Annotated in this window: 21 protein-coding genes; 7 read left to right on the forward strand and 14 right to left on the reverse strand. The window is 58.4% G+C overall.

Features of this window, described 5'->3' with window-relative positions; all coding sequences use genetic code 11:
- Positions 1-22: 22 nt before the first annotated feature.
- On the reverse strand, positions 23-781 hold the full coding sequence (locus C934_RS0108980) for an OmpA family protein (protein WP_018856382.1): 759 nt from the start codon (positions 779-781) through the stop codon (positions 23-25).
- Positions 782-897: 116 nt separating this feature from the next.
- Between C934_RS0108980 and C934_RS0108985 the strand changes: the two genes are divergently transcribed.
- From C934_RS0108985 to C934_RS36160, 4 genes are all read left to right on the forward strand, one after another.
- Positions 898-1,656, forward strand: a complete 759-nt coding sequence (locus C934_RS0108985) for a PP2C family protein-serine/threonine phosphatase (RefSeq protein ID WP_026371684.1) — start codon at positions 898-900, stop codon at positions 1,654-1,656.
- A 35-nt stretch (positions 1,657-1,691) separates the two neighbouring features.
- On the forward strand, positions 1,692-2,561 hold the full coding sequence (locus tag C934_RS0108990) for a M15 family metallopeptidase (RefSeq protein WP_018856384.1): 870 nt from the start codon (positions 1,692-1,694) through the stop codon (positions 2,559-2,561).
- 44 nt (positions 2,562-2,605) lie between these two features.
- Positions 2,606-5,086, forward strand: coding sequence for an ImcF-related family protein (locus C934_RS0108995; protein WP_026371686.1), 2,481 nt, complete (start codon positions 2,606-2,608; stop codon positions 5,084-5,086).
- A gap of 196 nt (positions 5,087-5,282) precedes the next feature.
- The gene (locus tag C934_RS36160; RefSeq protein WP_018856386.1) at positions 5,283-5,405 is read left to right on the forward strand and encodes a hypothetical protein; all 123 of its coding nucleotides are present in this window, start codon (positions 5,283-5,285) and stop codon (positions 5,403-5,405) included.
- Positions 5,406-5,547: 142 nt separating this feature from the next.
- Here C934_RS36160 and C934_RS0109010 read toward each other — a convergent pair whose 3' ends face one another.
- The 3 genes from C934_RS0109010 to C934_RS36420 form a co-directional block, all read right to left on the reverse strand.
- Positions 5,548-6,840: a DUF882 domain-containing protein gene (locus C934_RS0109010; RefSeq protein WP_018856387.1), complete on the reverse strand. Its 1,293-nt coding sequence runs from the start codon at positions 6,838-6,840 to the stop codon at positions 5,548-5,550.
- Between the two features lie 167 nt (positions 6,841-7,007).
- A complete protein-coding gene (locus tag C934_RS0109015) occupies positions 7,008-7,976 on the reverse strand; it encodes a 3'-5' exonuclease (protein WP_018856388.1) in 969 nt (322 codons plus the stop codon).
- Positions 7,977-8,096: 120 nt separating this feature from the next.
- Positions 8,097-8,369, reverse strand: coding sequence for a hypothetical protein (locus C934_RS36420; protein WP_156828736.1), 273 nt, complete (start codon positions 8,367-8,369; stop codon positions 8,097-8,099).
- A gap of 222 nt (positions 8,370-8,591) precedes the next feature.
- Between C934_RS36420 and C934_RS0109030 the strand changes: the two genes are divergently transcribed.
- The gene (locus C934_RS0109030) at positions 8,592-9,215 is read left to right on the forward strand and encodes an acyl-homoserine-lactone synthase (protein ID WP_026371687.1); all 624 of its coding nucleotides are present in this window, start codon (positions 8,592-8,594) and stop codon (positions 9,213-9,215) included.
- A 120-nt stretch (positions 9,216-9,335) separates the two neighbouring features.
- Here C934_RS0109030 and C934_RS0109035 read toward each other — a convergent pair whose 3' ends face one another.
- Positions 9,336-10,223, reverse strand: coding sequence for an autoinducer binding domain-containing protein (locus tag C934_RS0109035; RefSeq protein WP_245267932.1), 888 nt, complete (start codon positions 10,221-10,223; stop codon positions 9,336-9,338).
- A 49-nt stretch (positions 10,224-10,272) separates the two neighbouring features.
- Positions 10,273-10,905 carry a response regulator transcription factor gene (locus C934_RS0109040; RefSeq protein ID WP_018856393.1) on the reverse strand — a complete coding sequence of 211 codons (633 nt, stop codon included), beginning with the start codon at positions 10,903-10,905 and terminating at the stop codon, positions 10,273-10,275.
- A gap of 790 nt (positions 10,906-11,695) precedes the next feature.
- Here C934_RS0109040 and C934_RS0109050 point away from each other — a divergent pair.
- Together C934_RS0109050 and C934_RS31775 are read left to right on the forward strand one after the other, a co-directional pair.
- The gene (locus C934_RS0109050; RefSeq protein ID WP_018856395.1) at positions 11,696-12,400 is read left to right on the forward strand and encodes a winged helix-turn-helix transcriptional regulator; all 705 of its coding nucleotides are present in this window, start codon (positions 11,696-11,698) and stop codon (positions 12,398-12,400) included.
- On the forward strand, positions 12,387-13,679 hold the full coding sequence (locus C934_RS31775; RefSeq protein ID WP_335326816.1) for an amidohydrolase: 1,293 nt from the start codon (positions 12,387-12,389) through the stop codon (positions 13,677-13,679). The genes C934_RS0109050 and C934_RS31775 overlap by 14 nt, the downstream gene beginning before the upstream one ends.
- Positions 13,680-13,811: 132 nt before the next feature.
- Here the strand turns inward: C934_RS31775 and C934_RS0109060 are convergent, their stop codons facing one another.
- From C934_RS0109060 to C934_RS0109095, 8 genes are all read right to left on the reverse strand, one after another.
- Positions 13,812-15,167, reverse strand: coding sequence for an MmgE/PrpD family protein (locus C934_RS0109060; RefSeq protein WP_018856396.1), 1,356 nt, complete (start codon positions 15,165-15,167; stop codon positions 13,812-13,814).
- Between the two features lie 18 nt (positions 15,168-15,185).
- Positions 15,186-16,268 (reverse strand): ornithine cyclodeaminase, encoded by a 1,083-nt coding sequence (locus tag C934_RS0109065; RefSeq protein ID WP_018856397.1) that lies wholly within the window; start codon positions 16,266-16,268, stop codon positions 15,186-15,188.
- Positions 16,269-16,378: 110 nt separating this feature from the next.
- Positions 16,379-17,233, reverse strand: coding sequence for a carbon-nitrogen hydrolase family protein (locus C934_RS0109070; protein ID WP_018856398.1), 855 nt, complete (start codon positions 17,231-17,233; stop codon positions 16,379-16,381).
- Entirely contained in the window at positions 17,230-17,883 is a 654-nt protein-coding gene (locus C934_RS0109075) for an RraA family protein (RefSeq protein ID WP_026371688.1), read from the reverse strand. The genes C934_RS0109070 and C934_RS0109075 overlap by 4 nt, the downstream gene beginning before the upstream one ends.
- A 22-nt stretch (positions 17,884-17,905) precedes the next feature.
- A complete protein-coding gene (locus C934_RS0109080; protein WP_018856400.1) occupies positions 17,906-18,772 on the reverse strand; it encodes a TauD/TfdA dioxygenase family protein in 867 nt (288 codons plus the stop codon).
- Between the two features lie 115 nt (positions 18,773-18,887).
- Complete coding sequence (locus tag C934_RS0109085) at positions 18,888-19,967, reverse strand: ABC transporter ATP-binding protein (RefSeq protein WP_018856401.1); 1,080 nt, start codon at positions 19,965-19,967, stop codon at positions 18,888-18,890.
- The gene (locus C934_RS0109090) at positions 19,964-20,767 is read right to left on the reverse strand and encodes an ABC transporter permease (protein WP_018856402.1); all 804 of its coding nucleotides are present in this window, start codon (positions 20,765-20,767) and stop codon (positions 19,964-19,966) included. Before C934_RS0109090 ends, C934_RS0109085 begins: the two co-directional genes overlap by 4 nt.
- Positions 20,764-21,642 carry an ABC transporter permease gene (locus C934_RS0109095; RefSeq protein WP_051085583.1) on the reverse strand — a complete coding sequence of 293 codons (879 nt, stop codon included), beginning with the start codon at positions 21,640-21,642 and terminating at the stop codon, positions 20,764-20,766. The genes C934_RS0109090 and C934_RS0109095 overlap by 4 nt, the downstream gene beginning before the upstream one ends.
- Positions 21,643-21,671: the final 29 nt, after the last annotated feature.

The following is a 21,671-nucleotide window of genomic DNA, read 5'->3' on the forward strand; positions in this document are numbered from 1 at the left end:
TCGCAGCTGCCGGGGGGCGCCGTTAGCTTACCGCCTGGAATTCCACGCGCCTGTTTTCGTCGGCCTTCGGATTTTCCTGGTTGAGAAGAAACTGCTCGCCGACACCAACCGCTTCGAGCCGCTCGCGCGGGATATGGCAATCATCCGTGAAAAACCGCGCAACTTCCTTCGCCCGCAGAACCGACAGATGCTGGTTGTAGCTCGCGCCTCCGACAGAATCCGTGTGACCGATGATACGGACAAGTTTGATGTCCATGTCCTTTACGACTTCGCAAAGCTGCCTCAGCATTGGTCTTTGCTCCGAAGCGATCGCCGCAGAGTCAAATGCAAAATTCACCCGGACGTTGATCTGGTCATCAGGCGGGAGCTTCCAGTATGTCTGTGGGTCTGTCGTCGCCGCGGCCGCGGACACTGCCGTTGCCGACGACGTCGCCGTCGGCTTCGGGGCAGATGGCTGAACTGTATTGGGGGCCGCTGGAGCAGTCTGGGTGCCTTGGGACTCAACGGTTGCATGGGAAGAGGGAGCTGGAGCGGTCTTGGCCGGTTCAGTCTCGGGCGTTGCAATTGTCACCGGGACGGCTTGGGCGTTGGGCGCTGCGTTGCCGTTGGTAAGAACCAGGCCGCGCGTCGCTCCGAGGCGTGCCGCCTTGAACAAGTCGATCTGTCGCTGGAATCGTTCCTTGAGCGCGGAATCGTTCAGTTCCTGTGCACCCAAACCACCTTGTGTCACGAAGAACAGAGCGAGAAACACCGTCAGCTTTGTGGTCATCAGGCGCTTCATCTCAGGCTCCTTGGCAAAAAGGTTTCGCCCCCCTTGAAAATACTATAGGATCATTGTGGCTGCAACCGATCCGGCAGTTGCGCTCACGACGGATCGATCAATGGGGTTATCCGATCATGACCCCGGATTCTCGGGACAATCCTTCGACGCGCTGGCCGTCCAGGCCGCAAGGAGCGGGACTGAGCCATACCGGGCATGTGCGCACAAACAACGAAGACGCCATTCTCATTGACCCCTCAGGCGCACTTTGGGCGGTAACTGACGGGATGGGCGGATACGGCCACGGGGATGTCGCGGCAGACCTGGTCATCGAACAGCTCGCCCTCCTTCCGCATGCACCCATTTCCGGCGCTCATCTCGTCGCTGCACTGCAATCAGCCAATGCCGCCATCCGTCGTTGGGCGGCGTCGGCCAATGTTGCGCAGATGGGCGCAACAGTGGTGGTCGCACTCATTGATGGTGGAACAGCGACGATCGCGTGGGTGGGCGATAGCCGGGCCTACCGTTTGCGGGCAGGGGATTTGTTGCAGCTCACGCGCGATCATTCGGTCGTGCAGGAACTTGTCGATGATGGACGTTTGACGCCTGACGCTGTCTGGCAGCATCCGCAAGCGCACGTTGTTACCCGCGCGATCGGTGCCGCCGAACGGCTCGATGTCGACTCTGTCGAAGTCCCCCTCAAGCCGGGGGATTATTTGCTTCTTTGTTCCGACGGATTGACTGACTGTGTTGCCGAGCCAGAGATCATCGCACAGTTGAGCGCGCCAAACCCCGACGTCGCCTGCCAGCGACTGATAGCCGCCGCTCTCGATAATGGCGCTCCTGATAACGTCTCTGTGGTGGTCGTTCGGATTGACGGAGCTGCAGCGCCTTGAGGCCACTAGATCCGATTGCAGCCGTCGTCATTGGAATGAGCATCATTCTTGCGGCGGTCGCGTTCGCGTTGGTTGGAGACTTGCTGCGAAATACCGAGCTTGATCCGAATGAGGGAAGGATTGATCGGGCAACGCAACAGCTTGCCAAACAGGACGCGGAAATCCAGGACCTGCGCGCTGAACTGAACTCATTTAAGCGAAGGGTGACCGATCTAGAAGGAAAGGTGAAGGAACTGGCAGAGGCGCCTCGTCCCGAACCCGTTCCGCAAAGCTCTGCGGTTTCGCCGCCGCCCGGCGAACCTGTGAGCCCGCAGTCGTTTTCGATCGATCAGTTCGGTGGCATTGCGCCGCCGGAAGAAACCGAAAATATGACGGAGCCCATGCAATTGGCGAAGAAGCGCTTCAACGAGCGTGTCATCCGCCCGACCCCGGCAGTGTTACGCGAGGTCCTTGGCGAGCCACGAAGTGTCTATTCCACAAGCTGCCAGCCGGTCACCAACCCAAAATTACTGAGAACCCTGGAAAGCCGGGACATAGGGCATTTCCGCCTGACGATGATCAGGCCCGCGCTCGATTCCTTGGGGCAGATCATGGAGCGTCTGCGAAAGGAAGAGCCAGACATCTACGCCGCGATCGGAACCGCCGGTGCGCTTTGCGCGCGTTATGTGCGCGGTTCCACGAAATCTGTCTCCTCGCACGCCTGGGGCGCGGCCGTCGACCTGACACTCAAGAAGAACCTCGACCGGATGGGCGATGACAACACGCAGTTCGGACTTGTTGTGCTTGCGGAGTTTTTCAACGATGCCGGCTGGTACTGGGGTGCCGGCTATAGTCGCGAAGATTCCATGCACTTTGAAGTCGGCGAGGCGCTGCTGCGCAAATGGGCTGCGGAGGGCAAGCTGTGAGCGACCATGGCCAACCGCCGGGTCGGGATGTCACGGGAGCGGACATGCTTCCCGCATTGGCCGAGCCGCTGCTGAGCCTCGCCAAGCGCGCCGAAAGCGAGAAGCGGCCCGATCCGCAGGAGCTGGCAGCGACTGCCCGCCTCCTTGTGGCCGAGTTCGAGAAAGAAGGACGCCGCAGGAACGTTCCCCCTGACTGGCTCCTGGATGCGCGCGACGCGCTCATCGCGCTGCTTGACGTGCGGGCGCGCAGCAATCCGGCGCTACCGGCCAAGCGATGGGAACGTGCTCTTGCGGCCGCCCTTCCAATTGGCCACATGATTGGCGTCGATGGGCTCGCCGAACGCGCTGCCCAGGCCGCGAAAGGGGGCTTGGCGCGGCGCGATCTGGCCCGCTTTCTCGGGCATTGCAATGAGGCAGTGCAAGCCGCGCAGTCGAAGGCGGAGCAGCATAGAACGCGGGCAGACCGTGGACTCGTCTTTCTTGCGATTGTCCTTTTTTTCGCGATGCTCGTCGGCTGGGCTGGATGGGCGGAATGGCGGTTTCGCGAGCGGTTGTTGGCGCAATTGCCAGCCGTTGGAAGCGTTGTAGAAGCTGGCAAGGCCGCTACGCCGGCTGCGCGGGCGGCCCAACTCGATGCGTTCCTGGCGGCAGTCCAGCTTGTCGAGCAGGACGCGGGCCAGTCTCCGCTTGGCCTGATTCATCATATCGAGATGCTCGACCCGGCAGCGGCTGCACGTCGTCGCTATGGCGAGGCGGCCGAATCCCTTGTTGCCGAGCCACTCGCCGAGGCACTCGGTGTTGCGCTTGCCACCGAAGGCGAGGCCAATGCACTCTACGATTCCCTGCGCGCCTGGTCGATCCTGAAGGGCACTTCTGACTGGCAGCCTCGGTTTCTTGCTGGTTGGGTTGCCGACCGAGCCGAGGCCTTTCCCGAACTTGCCTTGCTGGCCGAGCATGTCGCCGCCATGTCCGGGCCACAACCGAGACTTCCATCTCCGGATCCCGAAACGGTCGCCCAGGCACGGCAGTTCGCTGCTGAAGGCTCGCCAAGCGAGCGCGCATTGCTTGAACTGACCCGTGCCGAAAAGGCCGCAGCACTACCTGCCTGGTCTCTTTCCCAGGCAGTGCCAGGTCTCGAGACGATCCTGATCCACCGGTCAGGCGTACCGATCGGGCGCGGTATCGCCGGCCTCTTTACGGAGGCCGGATGGAGCTACGCGCGGTCCGACGGTGCAAGCGAGGCGATCCGGAGGGCAAGGTCCGAGGCCGCTACTCTTATTGCCTCCAATGGCACGACGACCGAAGACGCGGTGATGGATCTGCTTCAAAAGCGTACGCTTGACGTATGGACGGAGTATCTGGGTGAGCTACGCGTCAGGCCGTTCACCGACCAGCCAACGGCGGTCGTGATCAGCGGTGCGCTAAGCGCACGCAACTCGCCGCTCTCGGCACTTATCCGTGAGGCCTGGCGCCAGTCGGGCGGGACGGATCGTGGCCGAAGCCACGCCAATCAGCTTCGGATCGCGGCGGCGTTGGGGCCGGCGATCCAGTTCGTCGAGCAGGGGCGGATGTCGGAAATCTCGCAACTTTTCGTATCGTTGAACGTCTCTCTTGCTGTTCTCGATGCAGATGCACAGATTGGCAAGAAATCCCTCATGGACGCACAGGAGCGTGCGAACTCCATCGTTGCCTTGCAGCAAGCACCTCTTCTGGTCGTGCAAATCGTCGAGGATGTGATTTCCCAGACGGCTGCCCCGAGGGCCGCCGAACCTACGTTGGATCAGGCGCCGGACGTTGCAACGGATCATGTTGCAAAGGAGGTGCCGCAGCCCCAGTCTCAGTCTCAGTCTCAGTCCCAGTCATCTTGGGGTTCGCAGATTTCAGCCGCCTGCCGGGCCGCCGTGAATGGCCATTATCCGTTCTTCGATGGCCCTGACGCGGACATGGACGAGGTCGCACGGATCTTCGCGCCGGAGGGCACGATCGAAAAGTATTTTCGGGCGCAACTGGCACATTTGATGGACACGTCGGCGACACCGTGGCGTTGGAGACCGGAGGCGCGGCTTTCCGGCTATAAACCGGAAAGCGCAGCATTCTTGCAGCGGGCAGTGGCCCTTGGGCAGGCTCTGTTCCAACAGGGAACACCGCCCAATGTCCCGATCGTGCTGGAAGCGCTCGCCCAACGAGGAGCGGCGACCATCTCAATCGGCGGCGCTCATGCTCCGGTCGTCACTTCGGGGGAGGCAGTGACCTTGAAATGGCCAGGAGCGTCACCCGCTCGCGGATTTGAGATATCCTTCGATAACGGCATTGCAGTCGACAAGAAGGGCGAAGCCGGACCATGGGGCCTCCTGCGGTTCCTGGACGGATCACGGTTGCGGCCCCGCGACGCCGGCCGGCGGTTCCTGATCGATGTGCGTGCCAAGGGAGCGCGCGCCTATCTGCAGATGTCCTTCGCCGGGCCTGCCAATCCGGTGTCGGCGCGCTCGCTGATGCGCGGCCTGACCTGTCCGCTGGCATTGTGAATTTCACTATCCTATCTTTCGCACGCGGGCGAAAACCGCGACGGCAAGCACGCTGTCTGTCAGGACACGCGAGTACCGATGCCAAGATCATGTTCAAGGACGGATGCGTCTATGTCGGTGCTGCATGTGCGGACCCACGGCGTCGTGCCGCTGCCACTGCGATTTGGAAGACGGTGACCCCGACCGCGATCTTCGCATGACGCTTGCCTGGCGCTGGAAATACAGGCTGGTCAATACGCCTGGCGAAATTGCCGAGGCATTGCCGGCTGGCCAATCGACGATGGTGAAGACTACATCGTCGCCGTCAGGGCATGTCTGACATCAACGGAAATGCATCCGCCTGCGAGGCGCGCTCAGCCCTCATCCAGACGGGCGACGGAGTGGGGATCTATGATGACCGTCGTTCGCTAAAGCTGCCGAAAATGCTTGGCAGCCCGACGTTTGGGACCATCACTTTCAAATTAAGGTGAGGTCGCAAGAGAGGCGTTGTATGGACCTCGATCCGAGTCGAGAATGATCAGGCGTCGATGACCATACGGTGCAGAAAGGCCCGGCGCCCTGTCCGGCAAATGCAGAGCCCAACTTAAAAGCCGCCTTGCCGAAACGCTCCCGATACCAGCTTGAAGTTCCGACGATCCGGACATTGGCAACGAGGCAGCGGACTGTGCGGACAGCGTGAAGCCAGACGTCGGAGCTTCCGTGAGCAAAGGGAGGAACTTTCGTGTATTTTGCTCCGGTTCCGCGGCACCGGTAGATGCCGTCTGAATTTCATCAATCGCTGCACCCACCGCCTCTTCCGGAGGCCGGAGATTCGGGATCGGAACGGCGTACAAGGAAAGATCCGCGATTGGCGCCTGGCCGTTCGCCCGGGCAGTGACCGAATTTGGGCCTGCCTGGTGGGAAAGGGCCCTCTCGACGCGGCTGGATGGGACTGGAACGAGTGCGACCTCAATGGGGCCGGCCGAAGGGCTCGCCTGGCCGGGTTCGACAGCATCTTCCTCATCGGCTGTTGCAGCGTTCTCGATCGAGCCAGATTGAATGCGCTTGTTGTGGTTGGCGACAGCCTGGGCATAGCCCGGAAGGGGTCTGCCGTCAGCCGGGACATGCATGGTGCGGCCATTCGGGAATATGCTTGCGAGTTCCTGCCGCGACATCCGCGGCCACGCCCTTACTCGACCGACGTCAAGGTGCACGAAGGGGGACCCGGAACGGGGATAGTATCCAACACCGCCGATCTGCAACTGCATGGCAAGCGCCCGCAATGTCTGCAGTTTCACACCAGGGATGTAGAAGTCCATCGCTTTGCCAAGCATATGCTGGCTTGTCTTTGCAACGCCGGAGCTTCGAGAACGCGAGCGCAGCATCTTGTTCGTCGTCGGAGATCTGTAAGCTGATACAACGTGGATATAGTCACGCGCACCGCTGCGATGATAAACCTCCCAGACGAGATCGAGCAGACGCGGATCCATCCGCGTGGGTTCGTTTTTCCGCCAGTCACGCAAAAAGCGATTGATCTGCGCGAGCCCTCTCGGATCAAATCTTCCGTCGCGTTTGAACGTGATCGTGGTTCGCTCTCCGGTGTGCGTAAAAAAGAGCTTCAAGGCACGATCCTCTGCCTCGGCCGTCATTCCTGATAGGAGAATGGCGAGTGTTGCGATCGCCGCTTGCCGAGCGCGTCTGGCGATCGACCATAGCGTTCTGCCGACAGCACCGAAGATGCACGGCGTCAACCGCCTTTCCGGATCATCAGACATGGCCAACCTCAACCCTTTGGCCCGGCGGGCGTGCAGACGGTTTGCAAAGCCAGGCATGCGAGAGGCAATTATGGTCAACAAAGTCCTAACAACCTGTTGACGCATCCTGGGGGATTCGCCTTTTGCTGCATGCCTGGCGGGTAGAGGAAGTGACCAGGCGTAGAAGCTTACGCCTTATACCTTTCCAGCGCAGTCAGGTGCTGGACCGGCGGGTCGGCATCGTCCCAACGGTATATTTCAGTTCGCAGGAAGTGAAGTTCGTCTGCCAGAAGATCCTCGTCGACTTCGATCCACCAGGACTTCGGACGACCGTCGCTCCCGTCAGACCAACGATATCCCCGTGCTTTGAGGTGATCCTTCATGTCGAAAGGACTGTGTTCGGCAAACAGACGAGCGCGCGATCGCTCGGAGGCCCTGAGCAGTTCAGCGAAAGGCTTCTCAGCTTCCGCTTTCTGATGGTCGAGGACTTCCAGCAGCGCGAAGCAATCGTCAACGGCGCGATGGCCAACGTGGAAATAGCCTGCCTGACCGACAAGGTAGCCGAGCTTTGTGCCCTCGAAACCGCGCGCGCTCCAGTCGATCTCAGAGACCGAACACGCCCAGGCCTTGTCTTTGAAGTCCGGAGAAAACCTCTCACAGAAAGGGCGGTCAAAGCCGGCATTATGGGCAATGATGAGATCTGCCGGTTCGATAATCCGCCGCAACGACGCCATATCGATCTGTTGCCCCGCCACCATCTCGTCGGTGATCCCAGTCAGTTGGGTAATCCCCGGGGGAATCGCGGTTTGTGGCTGCTGCAGTCCAGAATAGACATCAACGATGTCCCCGATTTGGCCTTCGTCATCGAACGTGAAGCTTACCGCACCTATCTCGATGATCTCGTTCTTGCGGTGATCAAGGCCGGTCGTCTCGGTGTCGATGAGAACGCCCAGGCGTCCAAATTCCGGTCGGCGACGTGTGGGAGCGGAACGGGGAGCAAGCCTGCGTAACACGCGGTAGTCCCCGGTTGCCTCCAGGCATTCAACCATTTCCTCTGCACTCCAACCGATCGACTTCCGATCGGTTCGGCGAATACGCTCGATTTGCAGTTCGCTGGCCGCCAGCGTCGAAGCAAACATATCGAGTTGTTTTGTCATTCAGTCCTTCGTTCAGCTCAGCCGCATTTTAGAACGTGGCGCCGTCCCACATTACATAATGCAAAGCCAGGTGTTTCTCGATGACGGACAGTATCCCCACCTTTTCTGCATGGAACGGGGTCACCTCCAGGGGCCCCCGGGGCCCGTCCAATGGGATCGCGCCTGCGAATTCCCGTGCTCATCGTATGCAACCAGCTTCGGTCCGTCCTTGAGCGAAATTCGGTGAACTCCAGCATTCATCACATTCGCGCCCGGCCAGATCCAGTTACTCTTGACCTTTTCCGGGCGATCAGCCGGAGCGACCAGAATGTTGACGGTCCGACAGATCGTCAACAGGTTACGCGCTTTGCAATGGGCGTGATTACGTCGTCCAGCAACAGAATGAACGGCCATTTCGATCACAGCATTTAAATCTCAGCGTCTGTGCCAACGCAGTTCATCGCTCCTACTCCGGCGCCCTGTCGGGACCGTGCAGTACTGTTTTCTCGATAGATAGCTCGTGTTGGTTCCCGTCTCGGCGCAGCCGTTTGTCTCGACCCGCAAATCTGCGAGTTCAAATCTCTGTCACCTCCGTTCACGCTGATTGCGTAACCCAAATTGCGGAGGATTTTGATCATGCAGGCAGTCGCACTCAGTCAACCCCGAACATCCCGTGACCTAGATCTCCTTGAACAAATGTATCGGCTGCGCGCCCGTGTCTTTGCGCAACGCTTAGGTTGGGTCGCGTGTAAGGGCGAGCGCGAGTGCGACGAATTCGACGCGCTTGAGCCGACCTACATTCTGGCAATCGATGAGCAAAGCAATGTCGTTGGCTGCGCGCGCCTTCTCCCTGCCTGTGGCCCAACGATGCTGCAAACTCTATTTTCATGCTTGCTTGGGGGTGGTGACACGTTCCGCCCCCATGCGTCCATGATCGAAAGCTCGCGCTTCTGTGTCGACATCGACCATTGTCACGGAATGGAGGGGCGTCCGCTGCATCTGGCGACCCGGACCATGTTTGCCGCAATTGCGGAATGGTCCTTTCTCAACGGCTACAACGAGATCGTCACAGTAACCGATGTCCGGCTCGAGCGACTTCTCAATCGCTCCGGTTGGCCGATGAGACGTCTGGGAGAACTTCGCCTCATCAACGAAACGCCAAGTGTTGCGGGTGTTCTCGCCGCCGACCAGGCAACCTTCGAGCGGATCTGTCCCGCCGACTACCATTCTGAATTCGTCGAAAGGGTGAAGGTGGCGTGAGGCAGACATTGGATCGGCGTCCGGCGCATCCGCACTTGAGGGATGTGTTCATCTCGCCATCAAGAGACGCCAAAGGACTGTTCGGCCGCGGTGGCCGAACAGGTTCTTCGATAGGAACTGTCAGATCAAACCCAGTTGCAGCGCCAGGGAAAGTGCCTGTTTCAGGTTCTTTACGTTGAGTTTCGCGCGGATGTTGTCGAGATCCCAGCGAACGGTGTGGTAGTTCAAGCCAAGGATCTCGGCGATGTCCTGCATCGACTTCCCCGCGGCTATCCATCCCAAGCACAGCGCCTCGCGGTCGGACAATCCTGGCTGACGCTGCGTTGTCGGACAATTCGTCGAGACGAGACGCGAATGCAGAAACGTTGCCGAGGTTGCGGCGACGGCACATTCGGTTTCGCAGAATTCTCTTGGACGCAAATTTTGAGAGGAAGCCAGGGTCAGCATTGCAACCTGCCCGTAGCACACGCGTATCGGCACAGTCACCCCTGCGCGAATGCCGAACTGCGACGCCGCGTCCCAGAAACCGCGCTCGTCTTTCGTCGCCCGTCGTCGTTGCTCATCGACGCACCACTGAAACGCCCGCATCATCCGTTTGCCCATAGTGACGACGGGATCCAGCGCCATGTATGAGCGGCCGAAATACATCGCCTGCCAGTCCTGCGGATAGTTCGATACGGCAAAGCTCCTGGCGCTTACGGCGTCGAGATTGAGATATGCGAAGCGCTCGAAACCATGCTTGGTGGTGATCCTCGCAACGGCGGCGCGGAGCGAATCCTCCGTGGACGTTGTCGCGGTCGAATCGATCATTTCGTGAAAAAGAGTACGCATATTCATAGCCGATAAGCTCCCCCAGGATGCGCAAAGCTCCATGTGTACGCTGATGTCGACGACCACCCTTGCGCAATTCAATGAACCCCGTCGTCGCCTGCGCGACGCCAACCCAGCTTTCAGCCCGTCCATGACGATCCAGGCGTGCATACGATTAGTTGCATGGTTCTCGCGCATCAATTGGAACGGTGTCCGGAAACAAAACTTAATAGTTCGCGGACATGACCTAGCCCGCCATCACGTCGGCCGTGAAAACATATCCTCCAAGTCTCACTGTCTTGAGCAGGCGAGGGTTCGGCGGATCGTGTTCTATTTTTTGACGCAGACGGCTGATGTGGACGTCGATGCTGCGCGTCACGGGTCCTGCAACACCGGCATGCGTCGATGTCAGCAACTCTTCGCGTCGCATCAGCCTTCCCGGGTTCCGGCACAGTGCCAGCAGCAGATCGAATTCTGCAGAGGTGAGATCAACGATCTGGCAGTCCGGACCCCAAAGCTGGCGTTCAAGCACGCTGAGACGAAAGCCGGCGAAGGTGAATGCTAGCGGTTGCCGATGTGTGGGAATGCGGGCGTATGAGGCACGTCTCAGAAGGTTGTTGATCCTGGCGACAAATTCAGGGATCGAGACGGGAGGTGACATGCAATCATCGGCCCCGGCTTCTAGCGCCAACACGATCAGATCCGCCTTGAAGGGCTCCACAATAAGGAAGATCGGGATGGCGCTGCTGGTCCTGATTTGCCGACAGAAGTCGATTGCTTCGTTTGGCGATGAAACGGCATCGACGATCACCGCGTCATATTGCGATCGATACAGATGCCTTCGCAGTTGAAGGATGGAGTGTACCACCGACACAGCCATCGCCTCCCTTTCGATTGCAGCAATGATTGGATGAACATCCGTGCCGCCGTTATCCGCAAAGATGATCTTCGCTTGAATGAGTTCTCTCCGCCTGCCCTTATGGATTGAATGCCATGTCGGAAGCGTATGACAGGTCCGACGACAATCCCTCTAAGGTTGCGGTCATTATTTACTCTTGCCAACTCGCATAATTGCTAATTCCGCCTTCTCAAGCATTTCGATTAATCATTAAAGGCGATTGACAACCTTTGCGTGTTGCTTATGTCGAGAAGACTAAACTCAAGATGATTGGCACTATCACTCGATGGGCTCATTCGTTGGGGCCGTGCCTTTGGCGGTGCCGTCCAGCTGCGGCTGAGCCTTGCGTCCTTTACAGGAGAGGTTGCGACAGGTCAGGCAGCGTAGGGGTTTTGCTGCCTCATGGGGATCATTGCAGTGCTCCTCATCCTCCAGTCTGCTTTCTTCCGACGGCAGGTTCGACATTTCCAAAGGGGTACACATCTGGTTCTCCGGAGGGACGGGGTGAGAACAAAATTATGCAGCCGCTCCTTTGCAGCCTCCAATTTCACGACAAATCAATTCATTGGCCATTCATATCAATGGAAAGCCAGCACTTGGGGATACCAAGGCGTAATGTCCGACAGGTGCCGTCTGCTTCGTCCCGTTCTTAGATGTCGTGTGAACATCGAAGAAATATTTCTTAATCGAGCGCTGGACATCAATGTTTGAAGCGCACCCTCTCTCGTGAGATTGTACGGGTGCCAAAACACAACAACAGCGACAGTATGCCATGAGACCGACGATTGTTATCGGCTCAGGAGACGGCGATCTGTGCTTCAGTGCCCGCCACCTTCTAGAGCATTCCGGCTTTGCGACGAGCCTGCAGTCAGAAGCCAATGACATCGTTATCGCTACGCGCCAAGACAACGTCTGTGCGCTTCTGATTGACGGCCGGGTCAGGGACGCAGTTTCGGCCTGTGCGCAGATTTGCGATCTTCGAGCAGGCAGCGCGATCATCATTGTCGCCCTGGTTGACCCGGGGGCGCATGGCCAGGGTCTCGCCTTCCTCAACGCAGGCGCCGATGAAGTCTTTACCCGACCGGTTCCGCCCAGTCATCTGCTTCGGGCATTGATGATGCAAGGCACGACACAGCGCCTGAGATTTGGCGACATCGAGATGGACGTGGCGGCCCGGCGCGTGTGGCGTGCCGATTGCCCCGTCTACCTTCCACGGATCGAGTTTGCCGTCCTGCGCTACTTCCTTCTTCAGCCCGACAGGATTTCCGACCGCAGGGAGATCATCAGGCAGTGCTGGCCAAGTGGAATATACGTCGATTGCAAGACGGTGAACGTCCACATCGGGCGACTGCGCAGGTGTCTGAGGATTGAGGGAGCCCCTGACCCCATTCGTACGGTGCGCGGCATCGGCTATGGCATCGGCTCCGTCAATCCGTCTTTGCCTGAAAGGAGAGCGCGATGGCTTGCGAAACCTTGATCCTCAATGGCCGCGTTGTCACGGGAGATGGATCAACAGTTCACACCCGCGGTTCCGTCCGTGTTCGCGGCAGAACGATTGCCAGGTCGCGGAGGGTCAGCTTGCGGCCGCCGCAGGATCGCTTGTCATCGACGCCGACGGCTACACGATCATTCCCGGCATTATCAACGCGCATGCGCATGGGTGCGTGCACGGCCCCTCGATGCCGAGCGGGTCCAAGCCCTTTCGGTCGAGCGACGTCGATTACTTTCGCAACCGACACCTGCTTTCCGGCACCTCTACTCTCCTGAATGTCTGCGGCCTCGCCCTTGCCGATGAAATCGACGATGGTACGCGAAACAACCATCCTCTCGACATACATATCACGAGCGCGCATACGCCAAGCAACCTTCGTGCCGCACTTGCAATTGACGGCGCCGGTCTCAGCGACCGTCATCATGCAGCGACCATCGAGACGATGATAAGTGCTGGGGTGCGAGCGCTTGGCGAAGCCGGCGGTGGTCAAACGCTTGGGGGAGGGGCCCAGGACTATCGCTTCATACCGGACGCGATATTTGCATTAACGGGCATCAGGCTCTCCCCGAAGTGGGCGCGAAGTCTCAAAGAAGCAGTCCTCGGACGCACCCTCGACGGTAAGGACGCAGCCCCAACTGAACTGATCGAAGCACTTCTGGCCGAATGCGGTCTGTTATCGATCATGTCCGTCCAGGATCTTGTGGAGCTGATAACGAAAACCGTCATGCCCCCTGTCGCGCTCTCCTTGAGAGGACTGGACGAGATTGCCGCAGCCAGTGCGCACTATGGCCTGCCAGGCATATTCCACCACGCCCTCCCCACAGCACGAACATTACTGAACCTGGCAGTGCGATATCCATCAGCCCGCATTGTGGCGGCTCACGCCAACCATCCCTCGTTTCGTCCGGATGAATGTGTTGCCTCCGCACGCGAACTCAAGAAGCGTGGCGTCGTGATCGACGTTTCAACACTCGACTGCATTACAACCCGTTGGCGCAACGACGCGACCAACATCGACCTCCTGGTCCGTGAGGGGCTTGTCGATACCTTGTCTACCGATTTTGCCGGCGGTGATTGGGACAGCATCCTTGCAGCGATCAACCGCATGGTGCAACGAGACGTTGCCTTGCGCGATTGCGCTTGCAACCGGCAACGTTGCTCGGATTTTTCCCGAGTTTGCGGGAGACAGGGGTATTCGCGCCTGGAAAGCGTGCCGATGTTGCGATCGTCGAAAGCCACAATCTTGCTCGCGTGCGGCACCTGATGATCAATGGCCGCTTCGCCGTTTGGAACGGTGCGAAAAGCGACAAAATCCCCAAGAACCCATGAAACGTCCGGTTCCAGCATAAAGACGCAGTGTGCCCACACAACGCGCTCTACATTGCGATGAACCCTGTCAATCCTCGTGCATGTCCAAATATTGTGGCATTTCGGCAAATAGCGGTCCTGCCTCACCCTGCGCCAGTGCCAGGACGCCGTCGACAATGGCTTGTCGCTTCCCCGGCGTAAGCCTGGCGGCTGTCAATCGACAGAACTTCTCCTCTATGCCGTGCCACAGCAGCGGCAAACCGGGATCTCCGAGTGGGCCACCCAAGTCGGAAACAAACTTGCCATTTTTTGTTTCAACAGTGACGCGTGCCAGGGTTTCGGCCGGGAAGAGGCGGTCACTCTGATGATGAACCAAGAGCTGAACCTTCATTGCAACAGCAACGAGATCCGGGCGTGCAAGGCACTTGGTCGTTATCGGCAACAATCCGGAGGAGCCGTCAACAAGGGCAATCGCGAGACAGTAGGGAAGACTAAACTGGACATCGACGAGATTCTCCGGCGACGTGCGATTTGCAAGCCGGAGGGCCCAGCCGAAGGTCTCGACATCGATCGAGATGATGGTCTCTGACGTCAGACCATAGCGTTCAACAAGCTCAAGAAGCCGATCGAGAGCCGGATGTATGTAGCGGCAGCACGCATAGGGTTTGAAGTAAGTGCCGAGGATCTCCCAACGGCGACCGAGTTCTCCGAGTAGCAGCCGCGGGTCGTAGTAGTCAGGGTGATCAAACAGATCAGAAGGACCCGTAAAACCGCGACGCGCAAGCTCGAGAGCCATAAGCCCCGTGGCACTACTCCACGGGATGCCTTCCTTGACGTCGTTGCCGGTCATCTTCGAGTAACCCGAGCTACCATTTGCCTGCTGGTTCGGGGCAAGCACGCCGGCAATGGCAAGCGCCTGAGTGGTCACCGCTGGTGAAGCCTTGAGCAAGACCGCCGCGGTTGCGGCAGATGCGATGGCAGCCCAACGTCCCGACTGCCGCGTGGAAATAGTTTGCGGGTTCTGTGCCGCTGCCGTCCTCACTCCAATGTCGTAGCCTGCGACAATTGCAGCGATGATGTCGTCGCCGCCAAGCTGTTGCATCGAGCCGATGGTAAGGGCAGTCGTTACCACTGAGGCTCCGGGATGGCCTCGTGCCGCCCGGTGACCGTCGTCGATATCAAGGGCGCTGGCCGCTGCTGCGTTACAGAAAAGGGCGCCGACAGCGGCCAATTCCTGTCCCGAAAACCATATCGGCGTCTCGCCTTTGCCAAAGAGGGTTGCTGCGGATCGACGCGCTGCCGTTGCACTGTCGGAGGAATGTCCGACGATGGCAGCACCGATAAGATCAAGAACACACCGGATTGCCATGTTGCGCGTCTCGGCAAGGGGAGGTCGAGCGGCGACAGCCGAGATATGTTCGGCGAGTATTTCGGAAAGGTACAATGAACCGCCTCCGTTTGATCAAGTGCGGGTTGCCAGCATGTGATCGTTGTACGCACGGTATTTTTTGTAGGTCGCCTGTGCGACATAGAGATCGAGCATCGGCAGGCCAACGCAGGTGACGCAGGTCGGACCTTCCTGCTCGACGTGCAAATCACCGGAGCCCGAAAGCTCTGCTACTCCGATTAACGGGCCGACTTGCTCGAGGGAAAGGCCGCGCCTGGAGAAATGCAGCGCAATACTTTGCGAATTTCGGCGAGAGACGGTCGCCACGTCATCGCAGACGACAAGACCCGATCGAAGTGCTCGCTGGAGGTAGGCCTCTGGGACCTCATCTCCACCGAGATGCAGCGATATGGCGCGTCGATGAAGGGCGCAATCGTCAAACAGAGGTGTTCTGGCATTCGTGGCCGTGATCACAAACCGACAGAACGGTAGGCGTGTGGTGTCGCTTGCAGGGATGACTGGGATCGTCGTGCAACCCGCGATGTCTGCCATCAGTGCCTCAAGGCCTTCCCTGCTACGCCCACGCACCACGATCTCTTCGATCCTGTCTGCGAAACGGAAATCAAGGCACTCAATCACGCTGCGGGCGATTGGGCCCGACCCGAACAAAAAGACTGATAGCTTATCCGTTGGATTCGTGAACATGCCCAGAACCGTCGTTGCATAGGTGCCCGTGCGCCGGGCGGACATTGCGGTTCCTTCCAGAACCGTCACGAGGCGCAGGGTTCGCTTCTCCAGCAGGAGTACGGTCGAGGTCGATCGCGGAAAGCCGAGATTGCGGTTGAACGCGTTGGCCCCGATGATCTTGACGCCGCCGAATTGATCATTGACGCTGTAGAGGCACGACAATTTCCATCCCAACCGCTCGTTCTCAAACTGGGACTTGAATGGAGCGACGCTTTCGACCTCCCAGAAGGATTCCTCTGGCAGCGACAGCACGGACTTGCCACCAAACGATTTTCCTGACCGGATGTCCCGCCAAGCCGCATCTGTTGCGTCCAGAAGCTCCTGCGTGGTCAGGTCGGCGCCTGCGGCGCGGATCTCTTCACAATTGAGAAATTTCACGTCGCGACTAGCTTGAATGTTCTGTTCCTGCATGGACGGTTTCTCCTTCTCGCCAATCGGAAGAACCTAGCGATCCGGAGGAAACGGCAGGATGAAGCTTGGATAAATTCCTGGGAAAGCAAAGCGCCTGCGAAACGCCGGCGCTACATGCGTTCCGGCTTGATGTGGAGGTGCTTGCCATCAAGGAGCACCCGATGCTCTGACATCGGAATCAGGCGCCGTACTTCGGCAAGGCGATGCGGATCGATTTCGACCTGGAGAACTGCCGGAAAGTGGCCGGCTTTGCCAATCACTGTTCCCCAGGGGTCGCAAACAAGAGAACGGCCTAACGTTTCCCGGCGCGGGCCGCCGGGGGTGGGGTAACTGCCACATTGACCACATGCGACGAAGTAAGCCTGATACTCAATCGCCCGCGCCCTGCATAGCACCTCAAAGTGCGCGCGTCCGGTTTGGCGGTTGAACGCAGCAGGGAGAATGAAGATATCGACCATCTCGCTGGCCAGCCGATCGAACAGGCGCGAGAAACGAAGATCGTAGCAGATCACGCATGCGATCCTGTATCCATTCAACTCGTAGATAAGAAGATCATCGCCCGGCGTCACAACCGACGATTCAGCGTATTTCATCCCGTTCGGCGCCGTAATGTCGAACATATGAATCTTCCGATAGCGGCCGACCTCCTCGCCGCGCGCATTAAACACGATCGTCGTGTTGTGCACGGGTCCGTCGTTGCGCTGCCGTTCCAGCAAGCTGCCGGCATGTATCCAGACTGAATTGTCCTTCGCAAAACGCTCGATGAAACCGTAGGCCTCGCCGCCGGGGACGCGATCGGCGGCGCGCCGTTTGTCATCTCCGGTTCCTCCCATCCAATCGAAGTGCTCAGGGAGAACAATCAGGTCGGGAGTTCCGCGCATCGCTTCGTTCATCAGCCGCTCGGCCTGAACCAGGTTCCGGCGGCGGTCCGGTTGCGAGTTCATTTGAATCAACGCGATTTTCACGATCCGGTCTCCGGCTGGAATTCAAAAATCGATCTGCCTGCCGCCAGATGCGTTCGCACGGCGACCGATCTTTGCTGGCGTTGCCTTGCTGCTTCAGCGATTTGGCGCATCCGGTTGGCATCGGCGACGAACACTCCGGAGCGGTCGGCAAGTACGGCCTGGCCAGGCAACACGGCGGTACGTCCGCAGGCGACGGGAACATTCAAGCAACCACCGATGCTGAATTGACGATTGGTGGTCTTGGAGGACACCCCCCGGCACCAGACCGGCAATCCAACTTCCACGATCTCCTCGACATCAGTACATGGACCGTCCACGACGATGCCAACGGCGCCCTTCGCCATGGCAGCCGTTGCCACCCCGCCTCCCACGCAGGCGATGTCATCGCCGTCGACACGAGAGATCACAAGCATATCGCCGGGCATGAGCTGGTCGATCGCCTTGTAGATGATAGAACCGTCGCGGCCGGGGGCCGCGACGGTTACGGCAACTCCGGCCGCATGAGCCGGGAACAGCGGAAGGACCTGACTTCCCACAAATCCCACATGCTCCACGTGGCCGATCGTTGCCGTCTCTACCGATGACAATAGTTCGATCAGGTCAGGATTCAGGGGTGGATGGCGATCCATCAGTTGATAGAACATTGTCACGGATAGCTCTTCGTTTTGGGGATCAGACTGGCCGTTCGCCTGAGGTCGTCGTACGGTGCATGATCCGGATGAAGGCCGGATCAAATGAATCGCGACGATGCATCGTGCATCGATTGTCCCACATCATGATGTCTCCTTCGTCCCACTGCTGCACAAAGACTTGCTTGGTGCTGGTCGTGTGATCCCACAGCTCGGCCAAGAGCGCATCGCTCTCGTCGCGGCTCATTCCGACGATCCATGCGCCGTCAATTGTTCCGCCGAGATAAAGTGCCTTGCGACCCGTCTCGCCATGAGTGCGAACAAGTGGGTGCACGACGCCGCTCCACTCGCGATAGTCCTGGCTCTTCGGGGTCGATTTTCCCAGCCGCAGCTTACCCGTTTTGTCATAGACGTTCTGGAAGAAGATCTGCCGTCCATCGACGGCTGCTTTCAGTGTCGCCGGCAGTGTTTCGTAGGCAAGATAGGTCGACAGGAAGTAGGTATCACCGCCTGAGGGAGGGACTTGAACTGCACGCAAAATCGCCCCAGCCGGAGGCTTCTCGTAGAACCATGTGTCCGTATGCCAGGTGGCCTCACTGTTTCCCATGGCTCCACTGGGCTTTCCGTCGGTCATTGCGTTGCTGATGACAAGAATTTCCCTGTGCGTTGGATGTCCCCCTTCCTGCAACTGCTTCGGGTGGATGACAAACTCGCCGAAATGCCGGGAGAATTCCACCTGCTGCGCGTCTGTGATGCGGGTCTGCTTGAACCGTATCACCCCATACTGCAGCCAGTACCCTCGGATCGCCTCGATGTCGCGGCTGTCGTATCGGTCGAAATCAAAACCCTCGATATCCGCACACACGTTGCTGGAATGCTGAATGGCCTTAAGCCGCTCCTTTGTAAGCATTTTCATCTCCTATAGTGACCTTCTCGATTAGGTCACGGTGATCCTAAAGCGGGCCCCTGGGAGATCTCCAATATGAACCCCGAGGCATTGATGCGGCTGCTTTATCGATCGCTGCTCAGTCGGCCAGGAGTTTCAATGCACAGGCACGAATGCCGAGCTTCAGCTGTTGCCCAGGGGCCGGCAATGCGTCCGACCCTGCGGAAGGAACCAGAACGCTGACGTGAATTTCGGGCGCGAGTTCAACGAGCACTTCGAGCGATGCCCCAAGATTGATCACTCTTTTCAGCATACCTCTAAGCACGTTGAAATCCTCCGGAACCGGAGCGTCGTCGACAAGCGGCTGGATGTCCTGGGGTCGAATGACACAATAGCGGGCATCTCCCTTTCCGCGCGTCGCGCGAAGTCTTATGTCGCACTTGTCGATTGAAGCATCCCATGCGGTTCCAGTCGACGTTACCTCCCTCAATGTCAGAATATTGGACTTCCCGATGAAGTCGGCGACAAAGGTCGATTGTGGATCGCCATAGATGGAACCGGGATCCCCTTGCTGCGCGACGGCCCCCTTCCACATGACGACGATGCGATCGGACATTGCCATCGCTTCTTCCTGGTCATGGGTGACGTAGATGAAGGTCATACCCAGTTCCTGCTGCATCTCCTTCAATTCCGCACGCATTGCTTCGCGCAGCTTCAGGTCAAGATTGGATAACGGCTCGTCGAGCAAAAGAACCGAGGGTCGTGGCGCAAGTGCCCGCGCCAGGGCGACGCGTTGCTGTTGTCCGCCCGACAGCGCTCTGGGATAGCGGTCTGCCAGTGTGTCGAGATGAACCCTGCGAAGTGAGGATTGAACGATTGATCCGATTTCGCCCTTTGGCGTGCCCTTCATTCGCAGGCCGAACGCAACATTTTCGGCGACGGTCATGTGTGGAAAAAGTGCATAGTTCTGAAAAACGAGGCCAATGTTTCGGCGTTCGGGAGGAACATCAACCTGGCTACGGCCGCGAATACGGATGTCGCCGCCGGACGGCGCGCTAAACCCGGCGATCATGTTGAGGGTTGTGGTCTTCCCGCACCCGGACGGTCCGAGAATACTGACGAATTCTCCCTTCGGAATCTTAAGATCAATGTTTGTGACGACCGATATCGGACCGAAGGATTTGCTGACGGAGATCAGCTCCACGTCGATTGCACTCATTTGCTACCACCATGCAGTTGGGCGGAAAAACCGCCGAGTTTTTCGAAGCTGAAAATCACGATCAGAATGAAGGCCATGGATGCGACGTTGACCGCAGCCATGACGGGGTCGAGGCTGTATTCGAGATAGTTTATGACGGTGATCGGCAGCGTGGTTTCTCCCGGTCGCACCAGAAACACCGAGAGCGGAATATTGTTGAACGAGATGATGAATGCGAATGTCACCCCTGAAAGGACACCCGGCTTGATCGCAGGCAGGAGGATGAACCTGATCCGCTGCCATTGATTGGCCCCGAGAATCTGGCCCGCTCGGAAGAGGTTGCAGTCAAAGTTTGCAATCGACGTGGCAACCATGCGAACCACAAAGGGAAGCGCAAGCACGCAGTGACCGGCAATGAGAGCCGGCGTTCCGAGCAACGGCTGTAGTCCGATCACGGACAAAAACAGAACCACTGCCACGCCCTTTACGATCTGCGGCACGGAAAGCGGCGAAAGGAGTGCGGCCATGACGACCTCGCTTCCTGCGAACTTCTCGTAAGCGACGACATAAGCAGCAACGGTCCCGATCGCGCCACTTACGACAGAAACGACAATGGCAATTTTGACACTTAGCCAAAACGGTCCAAGCCACCGCTCCGACGCAAGATCGAAGTACCATTTGACCGTCCACTCCCACGGTCGAAATGTCACGTCGCCGGTTGGGCTGAGAGACGCTGCAAAGACCACCACAATTGGCAGCGCGATGAAGGCGATTACCAGTGCAAGAGCACACCAAAACAGCGCGGATATCACTCTGTTCATTTCATACCTCCTGCGACGCTCTGATACTTTTGGCGACAACCCGCCTCGAAACGAATCCCGGCGTACGAGATCACGAGCATGAGGATCAGCAGCGCATTCGCCATGACGGCTGCGAAGGACCAATCGATATAGAAGAGGACCTGCTCGGAAATCATGGTCGCCAGGACCTTGAAGCTGGCTCCGCCGAGCAGCGCGGGCGTCGCATAGGCGCTAGCAGCCATTGTAAAGGAAAGAAGGAATGAGCTTATGAGACCCGGAACCGACAGAGGAAGCAGGATGTGCCAGACGACGGCATGACGCGGCGCTCCCAAGATCTGGGCTGCACGTTCGAGGTTGTCGTCGATGCCTTGGATACTTGTCGTCAAGGACAGGATTGCGAAAGGCAACACGACATGGGTCAGACCGATGACCACCGCAAACAAGTTCTTCGACAAGGGAAGCGGCGACGAAATCAGCCCCGCGTGAAGTAGGACATCGTTGATGAAACCCCTGTCTTCCAGGATGATGAGCCATCCATAGGTTCGCAGAACGACACCGGCAAGCTCGGGTGCGAGCGCGATGGCAAACACGATTGAACGCCACCGCCCTCTCGAACGCGCCAGATAGTAGGCAACTGGATAGGCGAGCAAGGTTGCCGAAATCGCAACCAGACTCGACATGAGAGTTGTCCTCCAAAAGCCGAGGAGTGACAGGCCGTCGGTAAAAAAACGCGAATAGCTAAGAAGGCTCACTCCCTGCGATGATGGATTGTGAAAGCTCATTCCGATCATCATTCCCATCGGCAGAGCGAAGAAAAATACGAGCAGACAGGTCGCTGGTGACAATCCCAGAAACCTGATCCAACCCCTGGCAAACACTCGCGGTTTGCCAGGCATCTCCAAGGCAATAATAGTCATGGGACCCC

The sequence above is a fragment of the Rhizobium sp. 42MFCr.1 genome, assembly GCF_000377185.1.
GTDB lineage: Bacteria > Pseudomonadota > Alphaproteobacteria > Rhizobiales > Rhizobiaceae > Rhizobium > Rhizobium altiplani.